Raw genomic sequence first — 16744 nt, 5'->3', positions numbered from 1 at the left:
CGAATGTATGTTGCCGTCAAAGGGGGCGAGACCGCGATCTCGAACGCCCACCGCCTCCTCGCTGACCGCCGCCGCGGCGACCGCTCACTGCCCGCGCTGACAATCGAGCAGATCATCGAGCAGTTGGGACTAGCTGTCGACCGTGTCATGGCGGAAGCCTCGCTCTACGACCGGTCGCTTGCAGCTCTCGCCATCCGCCAGGCCCGGGGCGACATGATCGAGGCGATCTTCCTGTTGCGGGCCTATCGCACCACGTTGCCGCGCTTCGGCTATACGGTTCCGGTCGATACCGGGACCATGCTCATCGAGCGGCGGGTTTCGGCGACCTACAAGGATCTTCCCGGCGGTCAGTTGCTCGGGCCGACCTTCGATTACACGCACCGCCTTCTTGATCCTTCCTTGCTGGAAGATGGCGTCGTCGATGAGCCCGTTCAGCGCACCGAATTGCCGGAACCCGCCATGCGCGTTTCGGAAATCCTGGCACAGGAGGGTCTGATCGAAAGCGATGGAGACCTGCCGGAGGACCATCTGGCCGGCGACATCACACGCGAGCCCATCGAGTTTCCGATGACGCGCGATCTCCGGCTGCAGGCCCTGGCTCGCGGCGACGAGGGTTTTCTTCTCTCGCTCGCTTATTCCACGCAGCGCGGCTACGGGCGGACGCATCCTTTCGTCGGAGAGGTCCGGATCGGGGAGGTCGAGGTGGAAATGGACATTCCGGAACTTGGCTTTTCCGTTTCGCTCGGGCGTATCCGCGTCACGGAATGCCAAATGGTCAACCAGTTCAAGGGGTCCGCTAAGGCTCCACCCCAGTTTACCCGCGGCTACGGGTTGGTGTTCGGCCAGAGCGAACGCAAGGCCATGGCCATGTCGCTGGTCGACCGGGCGCTGCGCGTGGAGGAATTCGGAGAAGATATCGTCGCCCCCGCACAGGACGAGGAATTCGTCATTTCCCATTCCGACAACGTCCAGGCAACGGGTTTCGTCGAGCACCTGAAACTGCCGCACTATGTCGACTTCCAGGCGGAGCTCGATCTCGTGCGGCGAATGCGTTCGAAACATGACGCCAGCCGGCCCGCGCCGGACGCGATGAAGGAGGCCGCAGAATGAGTGCGCCGGCAACCGAACTCGCAGCCTACAACTTCGCCTACCTCGACGAACAAACAAAGCGGATGATCCGCCGTGCGATCCTTAAAGCTATCGCGATCCCCGGTTATCAGGTCCCCTTCGCAAGCCGGGAAATGCCCATGCCCTATGGCTGGGGTACCGGAGGCGTCCAGGTGACGGCATCGATCCTTGGGGCCGACGACATCCTGAAAGTGATCGATCAAGGCGCAGACGACACGACCAACGCAGTCTCCATCCGCGCCTTCTTCCAAAAGGTCGCGAACGTCGCCGTCACGACACGTACCCGAGAGGCGACGATCATCCAGACACGCCACCGGATTCCCGAGGAGAAACTCTCGGAACACCAGGTTCTCGTCTACCAGGTTCCGATACCCGAGCCGCTTCGTTTTCTTGAGCCGCGCGAGACGGAAACGCGCAAGATGCATGCGCTCGAAGAGTACGGGCTGATGCACGTCAAACTCTATGAAGACATTGCACGCAACGGCCATATCGCCACCACCTACGCTTATCCGGTCAAGGTCAACGGCCGCTATGTGATGGACCCGTCGCCGACGCCGAAATTCGACAATCCGAAAATGCACAGATCCGAAGCGCTTCAACTTTTTGGCGCCGGTCGCGAAAAGCGCATCTACGCGGTGCCACCACACACGGATGTCGTCAGCCTCGATTTCGAGGACCATCCGTTCACGATCCAGAAGTTCCACAAGCCTTGCGCGCTCTGCGGCGCCGAGAACGTCTACCTCGACGAGGTAATCCTCGATGACAAGGGCAAGCGCATGTTCGTGTGCTCGGACACCGACCATTGCGAGGATCGCCGCGCCAAAGGGCATGTCGGCGAGATGCTGGCACAGACCAAGGACGCAGCCGAATGAACGATCTGCCTCTTCTCAAAGTCCGCAACATATCCAAATTCTACGGAAACAGGATCGGTTGCCAGGACGTCTCGTTCGACCTCTGGGCGGGGGAAGTGCTGGCTATTGTCGGCGAGTCGGGGTCGGGAAAAACGACACTCCTCAACTGCCTCTCGACACGGCTGATGCCCACGACGGGCTCGATCGACTACCAGATGCGGGACGGAAACTACCGCGAACTCTATCACCTGACGGAAGCAGAACGCCGTTTCCTGATGCGGACAGACTGGGGCTTCGTACACCAGAACCCCGCCGACGGTTTGCGCATGACGGTCTCCGCTGGCGCGAATGTCGGCGAACGGCTGATGGCGGTCGGGCAACGTCACTACGGCAACATCCGTGCAACCGCGAGCGACTGGCTGGAGCGGGTCGAAATCAGCACCGACCGGATCGATGACCAGCCTCGGGCCTTTTCCGGCGGGATGCGGCAAAGGTTGCAGATCGCGCGAAACCTTGTGACCGGTCCGCGCCTCGTCTTCATGGACGAGCCGACGGGGGGCCTCGACGTGTCGGTTCAGGCAAGACTCCTCGATCTGGTGCGCGGTCTCGTTCATGATCTCGGACTGTCAGCCATTGTCGTTACGCACGATCTGGCGGTCGCTCGGCTTCTGTCGCACCGGATGATGGTGATGAAGGACGGTAACGTGATCGAGCACGGGTTAACCGACCGCGTTCTCGACGACCCGCGCGAGCCCTACACCCAATTGCTCGTCTCCTCGATCCTGCAAGTCTGAGCCGGGAGTTTCACCATGGCCACACCCCTCGTCGTTTCCGAAGTCTCCAAGAGCTTCACGATGCACCTGCGCGACGGTATTCGCCTGCCGGTCGTTTCCGACGTTTCCTTCTCCGTGGCTAGCGGGGAGTGCGTGGTGCTCGGAGGTCCATCGGGCATCGGCAAAAGCTCGATCCTCAAGATGCTGTACGGCAACTATGGCGTCGATAGCGGCCAGATCCTGATCGACCACTGTGGCCGTATCGTCGATCTGGCATCGGCCGATCCGCGCACCGTTCTGGAAATAAGAAAGAATACCCTTGGTTATGTCAGCCAGTTCCTGAGGACGGTGCCCCGTGTCGGAACACTCGACATCGTGGCTGAACCCCTGACCGCCCGGGGCGTCTCGGGCGATGAAGCGCGGCAAAGAGCAAGCGAACTGCTCGCCTCCTTAAATCTCCCGCACGAGCTTTGGGGTCTGCCTCCTGCGACATTCTCCGGCGGCGAACAGCAACGCGTCAACATTGCGCGCGGCTTCATCACCGATCACCGCATTCTGCTTCTGGATGAGCCAACGGCCTCTCTCGACGCGACCAATCGCGCCGTCGTGGTCGACATGATCCGGCGGAAGAAAAAGGAGGGGGTCGCGCTACTTGGGATTTTCCACGACGAGGAAGTGCGGGAACTGGTGGCCGACCGTATTCTGGATGTTTCGCAGTATTCGCCTCGCAGGGCTGCGGCATGACCCGGAAGCTCGGCATCGAACCCTATGTGCATGAGAGCGCACGCGTTACCAACAGCACGATCGGTCGTTACACGGAAGTCTCAGAACGCTGCCGCCTCGACGAGGTCGAGATGGGGGACTACTCGTATATCATGCAAGACGGTGCCGTCTGGTGTGCGACGATCGGCAAATTTGCCAATATCGCCGCGTCCGTACGCATCAATGCAACGAACCATCCGACATGGCGGGCCACTCTCCATCATTTCACCTATCGTGCCGCCGACTATTTCGAGGGCGTCGACAACGACACCGATTTCTTTGCGTGGCGGCGGGAAAATCGGGTGATTATCGGGCACGATGTCTGGGTTGGTCACGGGGCCACCATTCTTCCCGGCGTACATGTGGGCAATGGCGCGGTAATCGGTGCAGGCGCGGTTGTCAGCAAGGATGTCGCCCCGTACACCATCGTCGGTGGGGTGCCCGCGAAGCTCATTCGCGACCGTTTTGCCGCCGGGTTGGGCGAAGAAATGGACAAGCTTTCCTGGTGGGATTGGAGCCACGACCAATTGCAGGCCGCGCTCTCCGACTTTCGCGATCTTCCGGCTGAGGCGTTCGTCGAAAAATATCGATAAACCCTTTTATTTTCAAAATTTTGGCAAGCTTCACAATACCGTTAAAAAACTGACATTCGAGCTTCATCAACCGCGCGTAGGTGGAAACGGTTCGAAAAAGTACGGGGGAACGGATGATGCGCTTCCAGCTGAAAGATGTGACGCGCCGCTTTGGCGAGAACACTGCGGTCGATCGCGTCAACGTCACTATTCCGTCAGGTCAGATGGTCGGCATCATCGGCCGTTCCGGCGCCGGCAAGTCGACAGTTCTCCGGATGATCAATCGCCTCGTTGAGCCGACTTCGGGGTCCATTCACTTCGGAGATTTAGAGGTTTCGTCACTGCGAGGGCAGGCGCTGCGCAACTGGCAACGTGACTGCGCCATGATCTTCCAGCAATTCAACCTGGTTCCGCGTCTCGACGTGCTTACGAATGTGATGCTGGGTCGTCTCAATCACCGACCCACCGCACTCAGCCTGCTCAACATGTTTACGCGCGAGGAGCGTCTCATGGCGATCGGGGCACTGGAGCGCCTGGGGATCGAGCAGGCGGCCCTCCAGCCGGCAGGCACCCTGTCTGGCGGACAGCAACAGCGCGTCGCCATTGCCCGGGCATTGATGCAGGCGCCGAAGATGATCCTCGCTGACGAGCCGATCGCCTCCCTCGACCCTCTGAACGCAAAGATTGTGATGGACGCGCTCCACGACATCAATCGGCGCGAAGGTATCACCGTCATCACCAACCTTCATACGCTTGATACTGCACGCGCCTATTGCGAACGTATCATCGGCATGGCGAAGGGGCGTGTCGTGTTTGATGGCACTCCCGAAGAGCTGACCAGCGACGCGGTGGCGGAAATCTACGGTACGGATGCGACCGGGGCCGGAATTGACGAAAGTCTCACCTCAACGAGCATCAATGCGACGCCGCCACAGAAGGTCGCGTCCCATCACCCATCACCGAAACTCCAGCCCTTGGCTGCCGCCGAGGCTTGAGAGAAGCGCCATGATCGTAGGCCCGCGTAAAGGGCGCTGCATAACGCGATCTTATCCGGACTGATCCAACAAACAGGAGAGAACTCATGTTGAAGAAGACCCTGCTCGCCACGGCTGCCCTCGTAGCACTCGCCGGCGGCGCTCACGCCGAAGACCTCAAGGAATTCCGCATCGGTATCCTGGGCGGCGAAAACGAAGCCGACCGCCTGCGCAATTTCCAGTGCATGGTCGACAAGCTGCCGGCCGCCATCGGCGTCGAAAAAGTCTCGCTGTTCCCGGCAGCAGACTATGACGGCGTCATCCAGGGCCTGCTCGGCGGCACGCTCGACTACGCCGAACTGGGCGCATCCGGCTATGCCAAGGTCTACCTCGCAAACGCCGAAGCCGTGGAGCCGATCCTGACCACCGTCCAGACCGACGGTTCCATGGGCTATCACTCCGTGATGGTCGCACGCAAGGATTCGGGCATCACCAAGCTTGAGGAAATGAAGGGCAAGAAGCTCGGCTTCGCAGATCCCGATTCCACATCGGGCTACCTGATCCCGACCGTTACGCTGCCTGAAGCGATTGGCGGACCTGTAAAGGAGTATTTCTCCGAAACCGGCTTTGGCGGCGGCCATGAAAACCTGGTTCTTGAAGTGCTGAAGGGCACCTTCGACGCGGGCACGACATGGGCATCCGGCGTTGGCGAGTTCAAGGACGGCTACACCTCGGGCAACCTGCGCAAGATGGTCGATAAGGGTATCCTGAATATGGACGACCTTGTTGAACTCTGGCAGTCGCCGCTGATCCCGAACGGCCCGATCGTTATCCGCAGCTCGATGAACGACGACATGAAGACCAAGTTCAAGGAATTCATGATGGGTCTGCCGGAATCCGACCCAGCTTGCTTCTCGGCCATCCAGGGCGGCGACTTCAAGGGTTTCGCCGAAGTCAACGTCGACTTCTACAAGCCTATCATCGACGCACGCAAGGCAACAATTGGCGGCTGATATAGTCCGTAATACCGAGACCGCCGGTCGCTCGACGATCGGCGGTCTTCCGTTGTTGACAGCAGTCGGAAGGATACCGGGCGATGGCCATGACGGCGATGCAGCCACATTTGAGCGAGCGCGGCGCAGCCGTCGAGCGCCATTGGCAGGAACTGGCAGCAAAGCGGAGGATGTACACCATTCTCGGCGTTGTCATTCTCATAGTTGCGATCGGTGGATCGGTCTGGTTCGCCAACGAAACCAATGCCGGCAAGTTCTTCGACCGTCTGCCCTATTTCTTCGACTTCGTTGGGGAACTTGTGCCACGTGACGGCTGGGAAATCTGGAGAGCCTTGTTTGACCTTCCGTCTCCCTATGACGATGGCAGCTTGAAGTTCAATTATCCGGAAGGCCGTTTCTATATCACCGACACCCTCTACATTCCCGAATACTTCTACAAGATGATCGAGACGGTGAACATCGCGTTGATGTCGACGGTGATTGCCATGATCCTGGGCTTTGCCCTCGCGTTTCTCGCCGCCAAGAACATGATGCCTTACACGTGGATTCGTTGGCCGGTGCGGCGCTTCATGGAGATCCTTCGCGCTTTTCCCGAGGTCGTGATCGCCGGTTTCTTCCTTGCCATTTTGTCACTTGGCCCGATCCCCGCAATCATCGCAGTGACGATCCATACAATCGGCGCGCTCGGGAAGCTTTTCTTCGAAGTTATCGAGAATGCGGACATGCGCCCCGATGATGGCCTGCGTGCCGTTGGCGCGAACTGGTTCGAGCGTGTGTGGTTCGCAATTACGCCCCAGGTCATGCCGAACTTCATGAGCTATTTTCTGTTGCGCCTGGAGATCAACGTGCGCGCATCGACGATCATCGGCGCAGTTGGCGGCGGCGGTATCGGCGAAGTGCTGCGCCTGTCAATCAGCCAGGGTCACGAAGCAAAAACCCTTGCAATCATTCTCCTGTTGCTGACGACCGTTGTCGCCGTCGACCAGTTCTCCGCCTGGCTCAGACGCAAGCTCGTCGGCGAGCAGGCGTTCCACTCGGTTTCGTGAGGTTTCAAATGTCGACTATCACCGCTGCCGAGCTAAACCGCCTCGAACACCGTTATCCGGAAGTTTTGAAGCGAAGCCTCTGGCAACGCTACAGGGCGCCCTTTTCGGTTTTGGTTCTTACCCTTTACCTGATTTTCTGCTGGTGGTTCTTTGCCATTGGCAAAACACTTTCCGAAGCCAATTGGGGGATAGCCGGCAACTATCTCGCCGATTGGGTATCGTACGAGATTCGTCCGGAATTCGAGATGGACCGCGACGGAGCGATCACCCTCAGTTACCCGCGTTTCGATCCGATCGGTCCAAATCCCGATCCAGACTGGATAGAGACCAAACGGGAGATGATCACGCGTGACAACTCCGCCGCTTCGGAGAAGCCCGCGACAACGGCTATGCCGAAAGCCACTTCCTCCTTCAGCTTCATGGCGTCGCCAAGCCCACAGGCTGGCAATATGACGCCGGAAGCGCCGGCTGCGCTGGCACCGCAAAGTGCTAGCCGCGAAGAGGCGATTGTCGAAGCAAACATGATACTCGGTAGCAACGCCACCGTCTCGATCACAAGAGACACTGTCACAATGACACGCGGCGCGGAAACTGTACGCCTGCTCCTCGATTCCGCGGCCGACACAGTGACCATCGACGGGCCGTCCGTAGACTGGGTCGAGCAACGCTATGAAGGCGGGCGCGTTATTGCGTATTTCGGCACCGCAGGGTGGCTCGACGTCTCATCGGAGCGTGTACGCGTGCGCAAGCGCTTCTTCGGCTGGGAGAATTTCGTTTTTGACACGAATTCTCCCTTTTTTGGGATGTCCGCCGGTGAGGTGTGGCGCGCGGTTACGTCGGGCGAACGACTTGATCCTAGCATGAGCAATCTGTCACTTGCTTGGAACAACATCCTCTATAATGCCTCGTGGCAACATCTCGATGTGTGGACCAAGTTGCTGCAGACCATCGTAATGGCATTCATGGGGACATTGCTCGCAATGCTCTTTGCATTTCCCCTTTCCTTCATCGCCGCGCGCAACATTACCCGGAACCGACCGGTGAATCAGGTCACGAAAAGACTGTTCGACTTCCTTCGGTCGGTCGACATGCTGATCTGGGCGCTGTTTTTCACCCGAGCGTTCGGCCCGGGACCGCTGGCCGGAATCTCAGCGATTTTCTTCACCGACACCGGCACGCTCGGTAAGCTTTACGCCGAAGCTCTGGAGAATATCGACGATAAACAGCGCGAAGGGGTGAAATCCGTTGGAGCTCCGGCACTTGCGGTGCAGCGTTACGGGGTGATGCCGCAAGTCATGCCGGTCTTCGCCTCCCAAGCCCTTTACTTCTGGGAGTCGAATACCCGCTCTGCGACCATCATCGGCGCCGTCGGTGCCGGCGGCATCGGCCTCAAGCTCTGGGAGGCGATGCGGACCAATTCCGACTGGGAGAACGTGGCCTATATGGTCTTGCTGATCCTGATCGTCGTTTTCATCTTCGATCACATATCCAACGCCATTCGGTCGCGCCTGATCGGGAGAACGATGCACTAGTCGGAGGCGAGGCGACCGTCGCCCGTCTTTGTCGATCGACAACACCGGCTCTGGTATCATAACAGACTGCCATAAAACCAACTGGGACATTACCTTGCGCTACGCGATCTACTTTTGCCCGCACCCCGGGGCTCGCCTGAACGAGGCGGCGGCCCGGTGGCTCGGCAGAGATGCCTTTTCGGAGGCCGTCTATCCGCTATCGGCGGAGAGCGGACTGTCATCAGAAGACCTGTTCGCTCTTACGGCGGATCCACGGCGCTACGGCTTCCACGCTACGTTGAAGGCACCATTCCGTCTGGCGTCCGACTTTGGTGAAAGCGATCTTCTCTCCACCTTCGCCGATTTTTGCGCCACCACGGGTCCGATCGAGATCCCACGTGTCACCCTCGGACAGATCGGCGCGTTCTTCGCGATTGTGCCCGACAAGGTTTACCCTCAGTTGCAGGACTTCGCGGCTTCGGTGGTACATGGATTTGAACGGTTCCGCGCGCCGCTGACCGAGGTGGACATCGAAAGGCGCAAGCCTGAGCGCCTATCGCCGGCGCAGCGCGACAATCTCGGTCGTTGGGGTTATCCGTACGTGTTCGATGAATTCCGTTTTCACCTGACGCTGACCGGCCAGGTTCCCAGGGAGAAACAAGCAGCATTCCTCGAGCTTCTGCAATCGCGCTTTGCCGCTTTCGTCGATCGTCCGTTGGCGATCGCAGGCTTGGGTCTTTTTCGTGAGGAAGAGCCGGGCGGTCCTTTTATTGTTCACACCTGGCTGCCACTCGGCGCAGCCTGAACCCGGAAGAAAAACATGTTGAAGGAAACCGTTCTCTCCAATGCCAGGATCGTCCTCGATCAAGATATTGTCGATGGGACCGTGATCATCCGCGACGGGCGGATCGCTGATATCTCAAGTGGGCCTTCGCGCATCGGCGAGGACTTCGGGGGAGACTACCTCATCGCAGGCCTTGTGGAATTGCACACCGACCATCTGGAAGCCCACTACTCTCCACGCCCGGGCGTTCGCTGGAACAAGATTTCCGCCATTCAGGCGCATGATGCGCAAGTCGTGACCTCCGGTATCACCACCGTCTTCGATTGCCTGCGCATGGGCTCGGATGAGGACGGTGGCTTTGCCAAGGGCGAGATGCGTGAGATGGCAGACGCGATCCAGTCGGCTGCCCGTGAAGATCGCCTGCGTGCCGATCACCTGTTGCACCTGCGCTGCGAAGTATCGGCAGCAGATGTGCTTGAACACTTCGCCGACTTCGAAAACGATCCGGCCGTTCGGCTGGTGTCGCTGATGGACCATGCACCTGGCCAGCGCCAGTTCCAGACGATGGAACAGTACACACTTTACTACAAGACGAAGCGCGGCCTCTCGGACGAGGAATTCGCGCACTTCGTCGCCCGTCGGCAGGAATCGTCTGCGCGCTATGCGGCTCCCCATCGCGAAAGCCTTGCGAGCGTGTGCGCAGCGCGTAGCATCACCATTGCCAGCCACGACGACGCGACGCTCGCCCATGTCGAGGAAGCCAAAGGTTATGGCGTGAGGCTCGCGGAGTTTCCGACGAGCCTTGACGCGGCCGACGCATCGCATGCGGCTGGCATGAGCGTGCTGATGGGAGCTCCGAACGTGGTCCGCGGAAAATCCCACTCCGGCAATATAGCCGCTCGCGATCTCGCCTCGCGGGGCGTACTCGACGTGCTGTCGTCGGACTATGTGCCGCTTAGCCTGCTGCACGCTCCGTTCGTACTCGCCGACGAATTCGAAAACATAACGCTGCCACAGGCGCTTGCCATGGTCACCTCGACACCGGCCAAGACCGTTGGACTGGACGACCGGGGTCACATTGCTCCTGGCCTTCGCGCCGACCTTGTTCGGGTGCGCAGGGATCATGGTGTTCCTGTCGTGCGCTCCGTCTGGCGGGAAGGCGAACGGGTCGCCTGATGTCACGCGCAACAGCGACACCGGATCAAACCCGCGGGACGCTTGTCGTTGTCGTTGGTCCGAGCGGCGCCGGTAAGGACACGCTGATCGGTAGGTCTATGGAACAGTTCGCCGGCCGTGAAGATGTTCATCTCGTGCGCCGTGTCATTACCCGACCGGAAAACGCGGGCGGAGAAGACCATCGGGGGGTCACTGCCGAAGAGTTTGCGGCCATGCGCGCGGCCGGCGCATTCGCAGTCGACTGGGATGCGCATGGTTTGAGCTACGGCATACCGGCCTGCGTTCACGAGAAGCTCGCACTGGGTCACCTCGTCATTGCCAACGGATCGCGCTCAGCCTTGCCGCTGTTCGCATCCGCCTTTGATCCCCTACTGGTCATCAACATCTTCGCCCAACCGGACGTGCTCGCGCGCCGGCTGGAATTGCGAGGGCGAGAGAGCCGAGAAGACATTCTCGCCCGGCTGGCCCGCGGTTCATTGCAAGTCGATGGACCGTTCAACGTGATCTCGATAGACAACAGCGGCGAGGTCGACGAGGCGGCCCGCATGCTCATCGATATCCTCGAACCTCTGATCGGCTGCAACTGACACAGGCACGCCCGCCGATCAGGGATCGCCAATGCTTTCGACCGACGACAGCATCGAGATCGCATGGTTTAGTGCCACACCCGCCGCCTCCATCATCTGCGGCAGAACAAGCCATTCGAGCGTCCAGGCCGATCCGGAGCGCTCCTGTTCATGGACCAGCGCATGATGGATGGCGGACACCTGAACTGCGTTGAATCGCGCCAGCGCGACCAGAACTTCGGCCCGCACCGGGTTCTGCTTGTGCGGCATCGCCGACGAACCGCCCCCGCCACCGATTGAAATCTGGCCGATGCCATTCTGCACCATCAGTGCAGCGTCCTGACCGATCTTGCCAAGGCTCCCGGTCACCTTGGATAGGAAATTGGCAAGATCAGCGATCCGCCTGCGATCGGTATGTGGAACATAATCCGGAACGTGAAGGGACAAACGGTCTGCAAGCTTCCGGCGCACTGGCTCAATACGGTCCCCGTACTTTTCAGCCGTTCCTGCGGCGCCCCCGAGCGAGACGACGGCGATCCCTTCGCGGACAACGGGAAGTTCGCCGGCCAGTTGACGAACGGAGGTGCGCCAGTTGCCCACCCGATCGGCGACGCTGATCGGAATTGCTGCCTGCATTCTGGTCCGTGCCATAAGAGGCTTCTCGCCGAACCGGAGGATCAACGACCCCAGTTCTCGTTCCACCGCTTCAAGTCTTCCCGCAAGGATGTCCAGGACGGACGCCGCCTTCATGGCGAGCGCCGTGTCAACGACGTCCTGCGACGTCGCTCCAAAATGCACTGCCTTCGCATGCTCACCGTCAACATATCGGCGCAACTGGTCGACAAGTCCGGGGACGGGCACACCGTCCTTGAGCGTTGACGCCGCAAGCGCCTCCATATCGACCTTGAAAGACGACACTGCGGCTCGAATTGCGTCGACGGCAGGAGTGGAGATAAAGCCGACGTCTGCACCCGCCTCCGCCAGTGCCACCTCAAACGCGAGCATCACTGCGATATCCGCGTCTGCGTCCAACTGCTTGCCGATCTCGACGTCGCCGAGCAGTCTGTCGAGGTACGCGAGAGAGCTAAGCGACATCCGTCAGACCCGTTCCAGCGCAAGCGCGATGCCCTGCCCGACACCGATGCACATGGTCGACAAGGCATAGCGACCGCCGGTGAGGGAAAGCTCCAGAGCTGCGGTGCCGGTGATGCGGGCGCCGGACATGCCGAGGGGATGGCCAAGCGCGATCGCTCCACCATTTCTGTTGACGCGGGGATCGTCGTCGGCAATCCCCAGTTCACGGAGTGTCGCGAGACCCTGTGAGGCGAAAGCTTCATTGAGCTCGATCACGTCGAACTGGCTTTCCTTCATTCCAAGCCGTGTCATCAGTTTCTGTGAGGCTGGCGCCGGGCCGATACCCATGACACGCGGCGGCACACCGGCTGTAGCACCACCAAGGATTCGCACGATCGGCGTAAGCCCATGTTTCCTCGCCGCCGCTTCCGATGCAATAATCAATGCCGCAGCACCGTCGTTCACACCCGATGCATTTCCGGCTGTCACCGTGCCACCGTCCTTCTTGAAAGGCGTCCCGAGCTTGGCAAGCGCTTCCATCGTCGTTGCCCTCGGATGCTCATCGCGATCGACGAGTAGCGGATCGCCTTTTCGCTGCGGAATGCTCACCGGCGTGATCTCCCTCGCCAGCCGCCCGTTCGCCTGCGCCTCAGCGGCTTTTGCCTGGCTCCGGAGCGCAAAGGCATCCTGGTCTTCACGGCTTACACGATAGTCTTCCGCGACATTCTCGCCGGTTTCCGGCATGGAGTCGACGCCATATTGTTTCTTCATCAGCGGATTGACGAAACGCCAGCCGATGGTCGTGTCGTAAATCTCGGCATTGCGGGAAAAAGCCGTCTCAGCCTTCGGAAGCACGAAGGGCGCACGTGACATGCTTTCCACTCCACCCGCGATCATCAGCTCCGCCTCGCCGGACTTGATCGCCCTCGCTGCAGCGATGACGGCGTCCATGCCGGAGCCGCACAGCCTGTTTATGGTGGTCCCTGTCACCGAAACCGGCATCCCGGCCAAAAGAAGCGACATACGGGCGACATTGCGGTTGTCTTCTCCTGCCTGATTGGCACAGCCGAAGATGACGTCGTCGATCGCTTCCCAGTCCACGCCTACATGTTTCTCCATCAGCGCTTTCAATGGGATGGCTCCGAGATCGTCGGCCCGAACCGACGAAAGCAAGCCGCCGAAGCGGCCGATCGGCGTGCGGATGTAGTCGCAGATGTAGGCTTCGGTCATGTCATCATTTCCTACACGACGGGAACGATCAGGTCGCCGATCGCACCCTTGATTTTCAGTTCCGCGCCGGTCACAGCCTGCAAGTCGTCATAGGAGATCTGCGGGAGCTTCTCGAGCAGGACGAAATGACCATTCTCGATGTCGACAACAGCGAGCGAGGTATAAACGCGGGTAACACAGCCGACACCGGTCAATGGCATCGTGCATCGCCGCAGAAGCTTAGGGTCGCCATTCTTGGTGACATGTTCCGTGATAACAGCAACGCGCTTGGCACCGTGGACGAGATCCATTGCCCCACCCACCGCCGGAACTCCACCCTTGCCTGTCGACCAGTTGGCAAGATCTCCGTTTTCCGCCACCTGATAGGCGCCGAGAATCGCAACGTCGAGATGACCGCCACGGACCATGGCGAAACTGTCGGCATGATGAAAGAAGGCCGCGCCGGGCTTAAGCGTAATCGCCTTCTTGCCGGCATTGATGAGGTCCCAGTCTTCCTCGCCTTTTGCAGGCGCTTCACCGAAGCCGAGCACGCCGTTTTCGGTATGGAAGATCGCCTCCCGTCCGCCCGGCTGAAACTTCGCAACCATCTCGGGAAAACCGATTCCCAGATTGACGTAAGCACCATCCTCGATGTCCTGCGCCGCGCGCCAGGCGATCTGCTCATTGGAAAGCTTGATGTTATTCAATGCGTCGCTCATGGATAGACGGCTCCCTCGCGGTTGAGGACTTCTTCCTGCTTCGGGTCGGATACTTCTACTATGCCGTCGACGAAGATGCCTGGCGTGATGACATGCTCCGGATCAATCCCACCTGCATCCACAATCCGCGATACCTGAGCTATTGTCCGGGTCGCAGCCATGGCCATCAGAGGATTGAAGTTGCGCGCGGCCATTCGGTACGTCAAGTTGCCCAGAGGATCGCCCAGTTCGGCCTTGATGATCGCGAAATCCGCCTTCAGCCAACGCTCCTGAACGTAGTGGCGCCCGTCGAACTCGGCGACCGGCTTACCCTCGGCCAATTCAGTCCCATAGCTGGTCGGCGTATAGAATGCAGGTATGCCCGCACCTCCGGCACGAATGCGCTCGGCGAGCGTTCCCTGGGGAACGAGCTCGAGTTCAATTTTTGCCGCGAGATAGAGATCGGTAAACACCTTTGGGTCCGCCGAACGCGGGAAAGAGCAGATCATCTTCCTGATCAATCCCTGCTCGATCATGGCGGCGAGGCCCACATGCCCATTACCAGCGTTGTTGTTGATGACGGTAAGGTTCCTGGGGCCCTTGTCTATCAGCGCATGAATAAGCTCGATCGGCGCCCCCGAGCCGCCAAACCCCCCGATCATCACCGTCGCGCCGTCGCCGATACCGGCAACCGCATCAACCAGCGTCGCAATCCTCTTGTCCATCCGCACTCTCCATACCAGCGCGGCGTGTTTGTCGCCGGCAGCCTCAGCGTTAAGTCGAAAGATGAACCCTATCCATGATCGGATGGGCTTCGTCTCTTCCTCTTCCGATCAGATGTCGAAAAAGATCGTCTCCTTCTGACCCTGCAAGTGGATATCGAACGTGTAGGTACTGCCGTCCTTCCGCGCGATCAGCGTTGGCACGCGCACTTTCAATTCGATGCGGCTGAGGATCGGATCCTCGGCGTTGGCGGCTTCCTCATCCGGAAAATACATGCGGGTCTGGAGGCCGATATTGATGCCCCTGGCCACGATCCAGAACGTGATATGCGGCGCCATCAGCTTCCCGTTCGAGTGCGGGACGCGCCCCGGCTTGATCGTCTCGAAAACAAATTCACCTGTCGCCATGTCTCCGGGGCATCGAGCCCATCCGAAGAACTCCGGATCCGCTTTTCCACGCATCTCCGATGGGCTCTGGTAGAAGCCATCGGCGTCGGCCTGCCATATCTCCACCAAGGCGTCCTTTAGCGGCGTTCCGGATCCGTCATAGACGAAGCCCCGAACGGTAATACGCTCGCCCTTCGTTTTGTCGTTGTAGAGCGGGCCGGAGCCAAGGTCTTTTTCATAAACCCCGTGGATGCCGCTGAAATTGGGGGTGCAGCCTATATGCACATAGGGACCTGCCGTCTGCGAGGCGGACTCTTTCAGATAGCCGAGTGGCTGGACCATGTCAGTTGCCCTCCTTGCGGTTTTCGAACATCGTCGAACGGCGACCACGCAAAACAATATCGAACTTGTAGGCCCGCATATCGTGCGGAATGGTATTGTTCATGTCGAGCGGGGCGACAAGGCGCTTGATCGCCTCCTCGTCCGGTATGGTTTTCACGATGGGACAAATCCAGATCAGCGGATCGCCTTCAAAGTACATCTGCGTTATCAGTCGCTGGGCAAAGCCGTGTCCGAAGATCGAGAAGTGAATGTGGGCGGGCCTCCAGTCGTTGACACCATTCGGCCAGGGATAGGGGCCTGGCTTGATTGTCTTGAACCAGTAGTAGCCGTTCTCATCGGTAATCGTGCGACCAACACCGCCAAAATTCGGATCGAGCGGCGCCAGGTAGGTTTCCTTCTTGTGCCGGTAGCGGCCGCCCGCATTGGCCTGCCAGAACTCCACAAGCGCACCATCGACACCCACGCCACGCTCGTCCAGCACACGACCATGCACTAATATACGTTGACCGATCGGCATCTCTCCCGGTTTTGCGTAGTTGGATATGAGATCGTTATCGAGTTCGTTCAGCATATTGTGGCCGAATACGGGACCGGTGATCTCGCTCTTCGTTCCATCAAGGGAGATCAGGGCCCGCTGCGGTGATCGCAGGACAGTCGTCTTGTACCACGGTGTATAGGCCGGCGGATGCATCTCGCGGTCACGGGCGAAAAATGCGCCCGTTTCAGGCATGGTGTTCCTCATTTTCCCTCCTCCGACACGGTCGTGTCTTCGATCTGTTGCAGCGCGGCCTTCACGATCTTGATGGCGTGATTGGCGGCGGGAACGCCGGCATATATTGCCACGTGCAGCATTGCTTCCATCAGGTCGTCTTTTGTGGCACCGGTATTTCTGGTCGCCTGGGCATGCATGGCCACCTCCTCGTCGTGGCCGAGTGCCGCAAGTAGAGCGATGGTGACGATAGAGCGTTCGCGCTTCGTCCAATTGGGCCTTGACCACACATGCCCCCAGGCCGCCTCGGTGATAAGGTCCTGAAACGGCTCGTCGAACGCCGTCTTGGAGGCAACAGTCCCGTTGACATAGCTGTCACCCAGGACCTGACGACGGGTTTCCATACCCTGATTGAAGCGAGCCGATTTTTGTTCTCCGCTCATGCTC

19 protein-coding genes are annotated in these 16744 nt (G+C 59.5%); 12 read left to right on the top strand and 7 right to left on the bottom strand.

Translation table 11 applies throughout. The features are described 5' to 3' along the window. The first annotated feature begins 3 nt into the window (after positions 1 to 3). The 12 genes from J5J09_RS02275 to phnN all read left to right on the top strand — a co-directional run bounded on the left by J5J09_RS02275 (position 4) and on the right by phnN (position 11177). Entirely contained in the window at positions 4 to 1110 is a 1107-nt protein-coding gene (locus tag J5J09_RS02275) for a carbon-phosphorus lyase complex subunit PhnI (RefSeq protein WP_208548084.1), read from the top strand. Continuing rightward, positions 1107 to 2000 (top strand): alpha-D-ribose 1-methylphosphonate 5-phosphate C-P-lyase PhnJ, encoded by an 894-nt coding sequence (locus tag J5J09_RS02270; protein ID WP_208548083.1) that lies wholly within the window; start codon positions 1107 to 1109, stop codon positions 1998 to 2000. Before J5J09_RS02275 ends, J5J09_RS02270 begins: the two co-directional genes overlap by 4 nt. Beyond that, positions 1997 to 2773 (top strand): phosphonate C-P lyase system protein PhnK, encoded by a 777-nt coding sequence (gene phnK / locus J5J09_RS02265; RefSeq protein ID WP_208548082.1) that lies wholly within the window; start codon positions 1997 to 1999, stop codon positions 2771 to 2773. Before J5J09_RS02270 ends, phnK begins: the two co-directional genes overlap by 4 nt. A gap of 15 nt (positions 2774 to 2788) precedes the next feature. After that, a complete protein-coding gene (phnL, locus tag J5J09_RS02260; RefSeq protein ID WP_208548081.1) occupies positions 2789 to 3496 on the top strand; it encodes a phosphonate C-P lyase system protein PhnL in 708 nt (235 codons plus the stop codon). Next, a complete protein-coding gene (locus J5J09_RS02255; protein WP_208548080.1) occupies positions 3493 to 4107 on the top strand; it encodes a DapH/DapD/GlmU-related protein in 615 nt (204 codons plus the stop codon). The genes phnL and J5J09_RS02255 overlap by 4 nt, the downstream gene beginning before the upstream one ends. A 116-nt stretch (positions 4108 to 4223) precedes the next feature. Next, entirely contained in the window at positions 4224 to 5081 is an 858-nt protein-coding gene (phnC, locus tag J5J09_RS02250; RefSeq protein WP_208548079.1) for a phosphonate ABC transporter ATP-binding protein, read from the top strand. Positions 5082 to 5167: 86 nt separating this feature from the next. Further along, complete coding sequence (phnD, locus tag J5J09_RS02245) at positions 5168 to 6073, top strand: phosphonate ABC transporter substrate-binding protein (RefSeq protein WP_208548078.1); 906 nt, start codon at positions 5168 to 5170, stop codon at positions 6071 to 6073. A gap of 83 nt (positions 6074 to 6156) precedes the next feature. After that, positions 6157 to 7119, top strand: a complete 963-nt coding sequence (gene phnE / locus J5J09_RS02240; RefSeq protein ID WP_208548077.1) for a phosphonate ABC transporter, permease protein PhnE — start codon at positions 6157 to 6159, stop codon at positions 7117 to 7119. An 8-nt stretch (positions 7120 to 7127) separates the two neighbouring features. After that, complete coding sequence (gene phnE, locus J5J09_RS02235) at positions 7128 to 8651, top strand: phosphonate ABC transporter, permease protein PhnE (RefSeq protein WP_208548076.1); 1524 nt, start codon at positions 7128 to 7130, stop codon at positions 8649 to 8651. Between the two features lie 94 nt (positions 8652 to 8745). Next, positions 8746 to 9435, top strand: a complete 690-nt coding sequence (locus tag J5J09_RS02230; protein WP_208552990.1) for a DUF1045 domain-containing protein — start codon at positions 8746 to 8748, stop codon at positions 9433 to 9435. 15 nt (positions 9436 to 9450) lie between these two features. Next, a complete protein-coding gene (locus tag J5J09_RS02225; protein ID WP_208548075.1) occupies positions 9451 to 10590 on the top strand; it encodes an alpha-D-ribose 1-methylphosphonate 5-triphosphate diphosphatase in 1140 nt (379 codons plus the stop codon). Continuing rightward, entirely contained in the window at positions 10590 to 11177 is a 588-nt protein-coding gene (phnN, locus tag J5J09_RS02220; RefSeq protein WP_208548074.1) for a phosphonate metabolism protein/1,5-bisphosphokinase (PRPP-forming) PhnN, read from the top strand. Before J5J09_RS02225 ends, phnN begins: the two co-directional genes overlap by 1 nt. A gap of 18 nt (positions 11178 to 11195) precedes the next feature. Here phnN and J5J09_RS02215 read toward each other — a convergent pair whose 3' ends face one another. From J5J09_RS02215 to pcaC, 7 genes are all read right to left on the bottom strand, one after another. Further along, on the bottom strand, positions 11196 to 12251 hold the full coding sequence (locus J5J09_RS02215) for a 3-carboxy-cis,cis-muconate cycloisomerase (protein ID WP_208548073.1): 1056 nt from the start codon (positions 12249 to 12251) through the stop codon (positions 11196 to 11198). Positions 12252 to 12254: 3 nt separating this feature from the next. After that, on the bottom strand, positions 12255 to 13460 hold the full coding sequence (pcaF, locus tag J5J09_RS02210; protein ID WP_208548072.1) for a 3-oxoadipyl-CoA thiolase: 1206 nt from the start codon (positions 13458 to 13460) through the stop codon (positions 12255 to 12257). Between the two features lie 11 nt (positions 13461 to 13471). Then, positions 13472 to 14158, bottom strand: a complete 687-nt coding sequence (locus tag J5J09_RS02205) for a 3-oxoacid CoA-transferase subunit B (protein WP_208548071.1) — start codon at positions 14156 to 14158, stop codon at positions 13472 to 13474. Further along, on the bottom strand, positions 14155 to 14862 hold the full coding sequence (locus tag J5J09_RS02200; RefSeq protein ID WP_208548070.1) for a 3-oxoacid CoA-transferase subunit A: 708 nt from the start codon (positions 14860 to 14862) through the stop codon (positions 14155 to 14157). The genes J5J09_RS02205 and J5J09_RS02200 overlap by 4 nt, the downstream gene beginning before the upstream one ends. Positions 14863 to 14970: 108 nt before the next feature. Further along, positions 14971 to 15588 carry a protocatechuate 3,4-dioxygenase subunit alpha gene (gene pcaG / locus J5J09_RS02195; RefSeq protein ID WP_208548069.1) on the bottom strand — a complete coding sequence of 206 codons (618 nt, stop codon included), beginning with the start codon at positions 15586 to 15588 and terminating at the stop codon, positions 14971 to 14973. A gap of 1 nt (position 15589) precedes the next feature. Further along, complete coding sequence (gene pcaH / locus J5J09_RS02190) at positions 15590 to 16330, bottom strand: protocatechuate 3,4-dioxygenase subunit beta (protein ID WP_208548068.1); 741 nt, start codon at positions 16328 to 16330, stop codon at positions 15590 to 15592. After that, positions 16327 to 16740 carry a 4-carboxymuconolactone decarboxylase gene (pcaC, locus tag J5J09_RS02185; RefSeq protein ID WP_208548067.1) on the bottom strand — a complete coding sequence of 138 codons (414 nt, stop codon included), beginning with the start codon at positions 16738 to 16740 and terminating at the stop codon, positions 16327 to 16329. Before pcaC ends, pcaH begins: the two co-directional genes overlap by 4 nt. Between the last annotated feature and the right edge of the window lie 4 nt (positions 16741 to 16744).

The organism is Ciceribacter sp. L1K22 (assembly GCF_017599385.1).
Lineage (GTDB): Bacteria > Pseudomonadota > Alphaproteobacteria > Rhizobiales > Rhizobiaceae > Allorhizobium.
The sequence above is the reverse complement of the archived record's forward strand: the minus strand, read 5'-3'. Positions and strand labels throughout refer to the sequence as shown.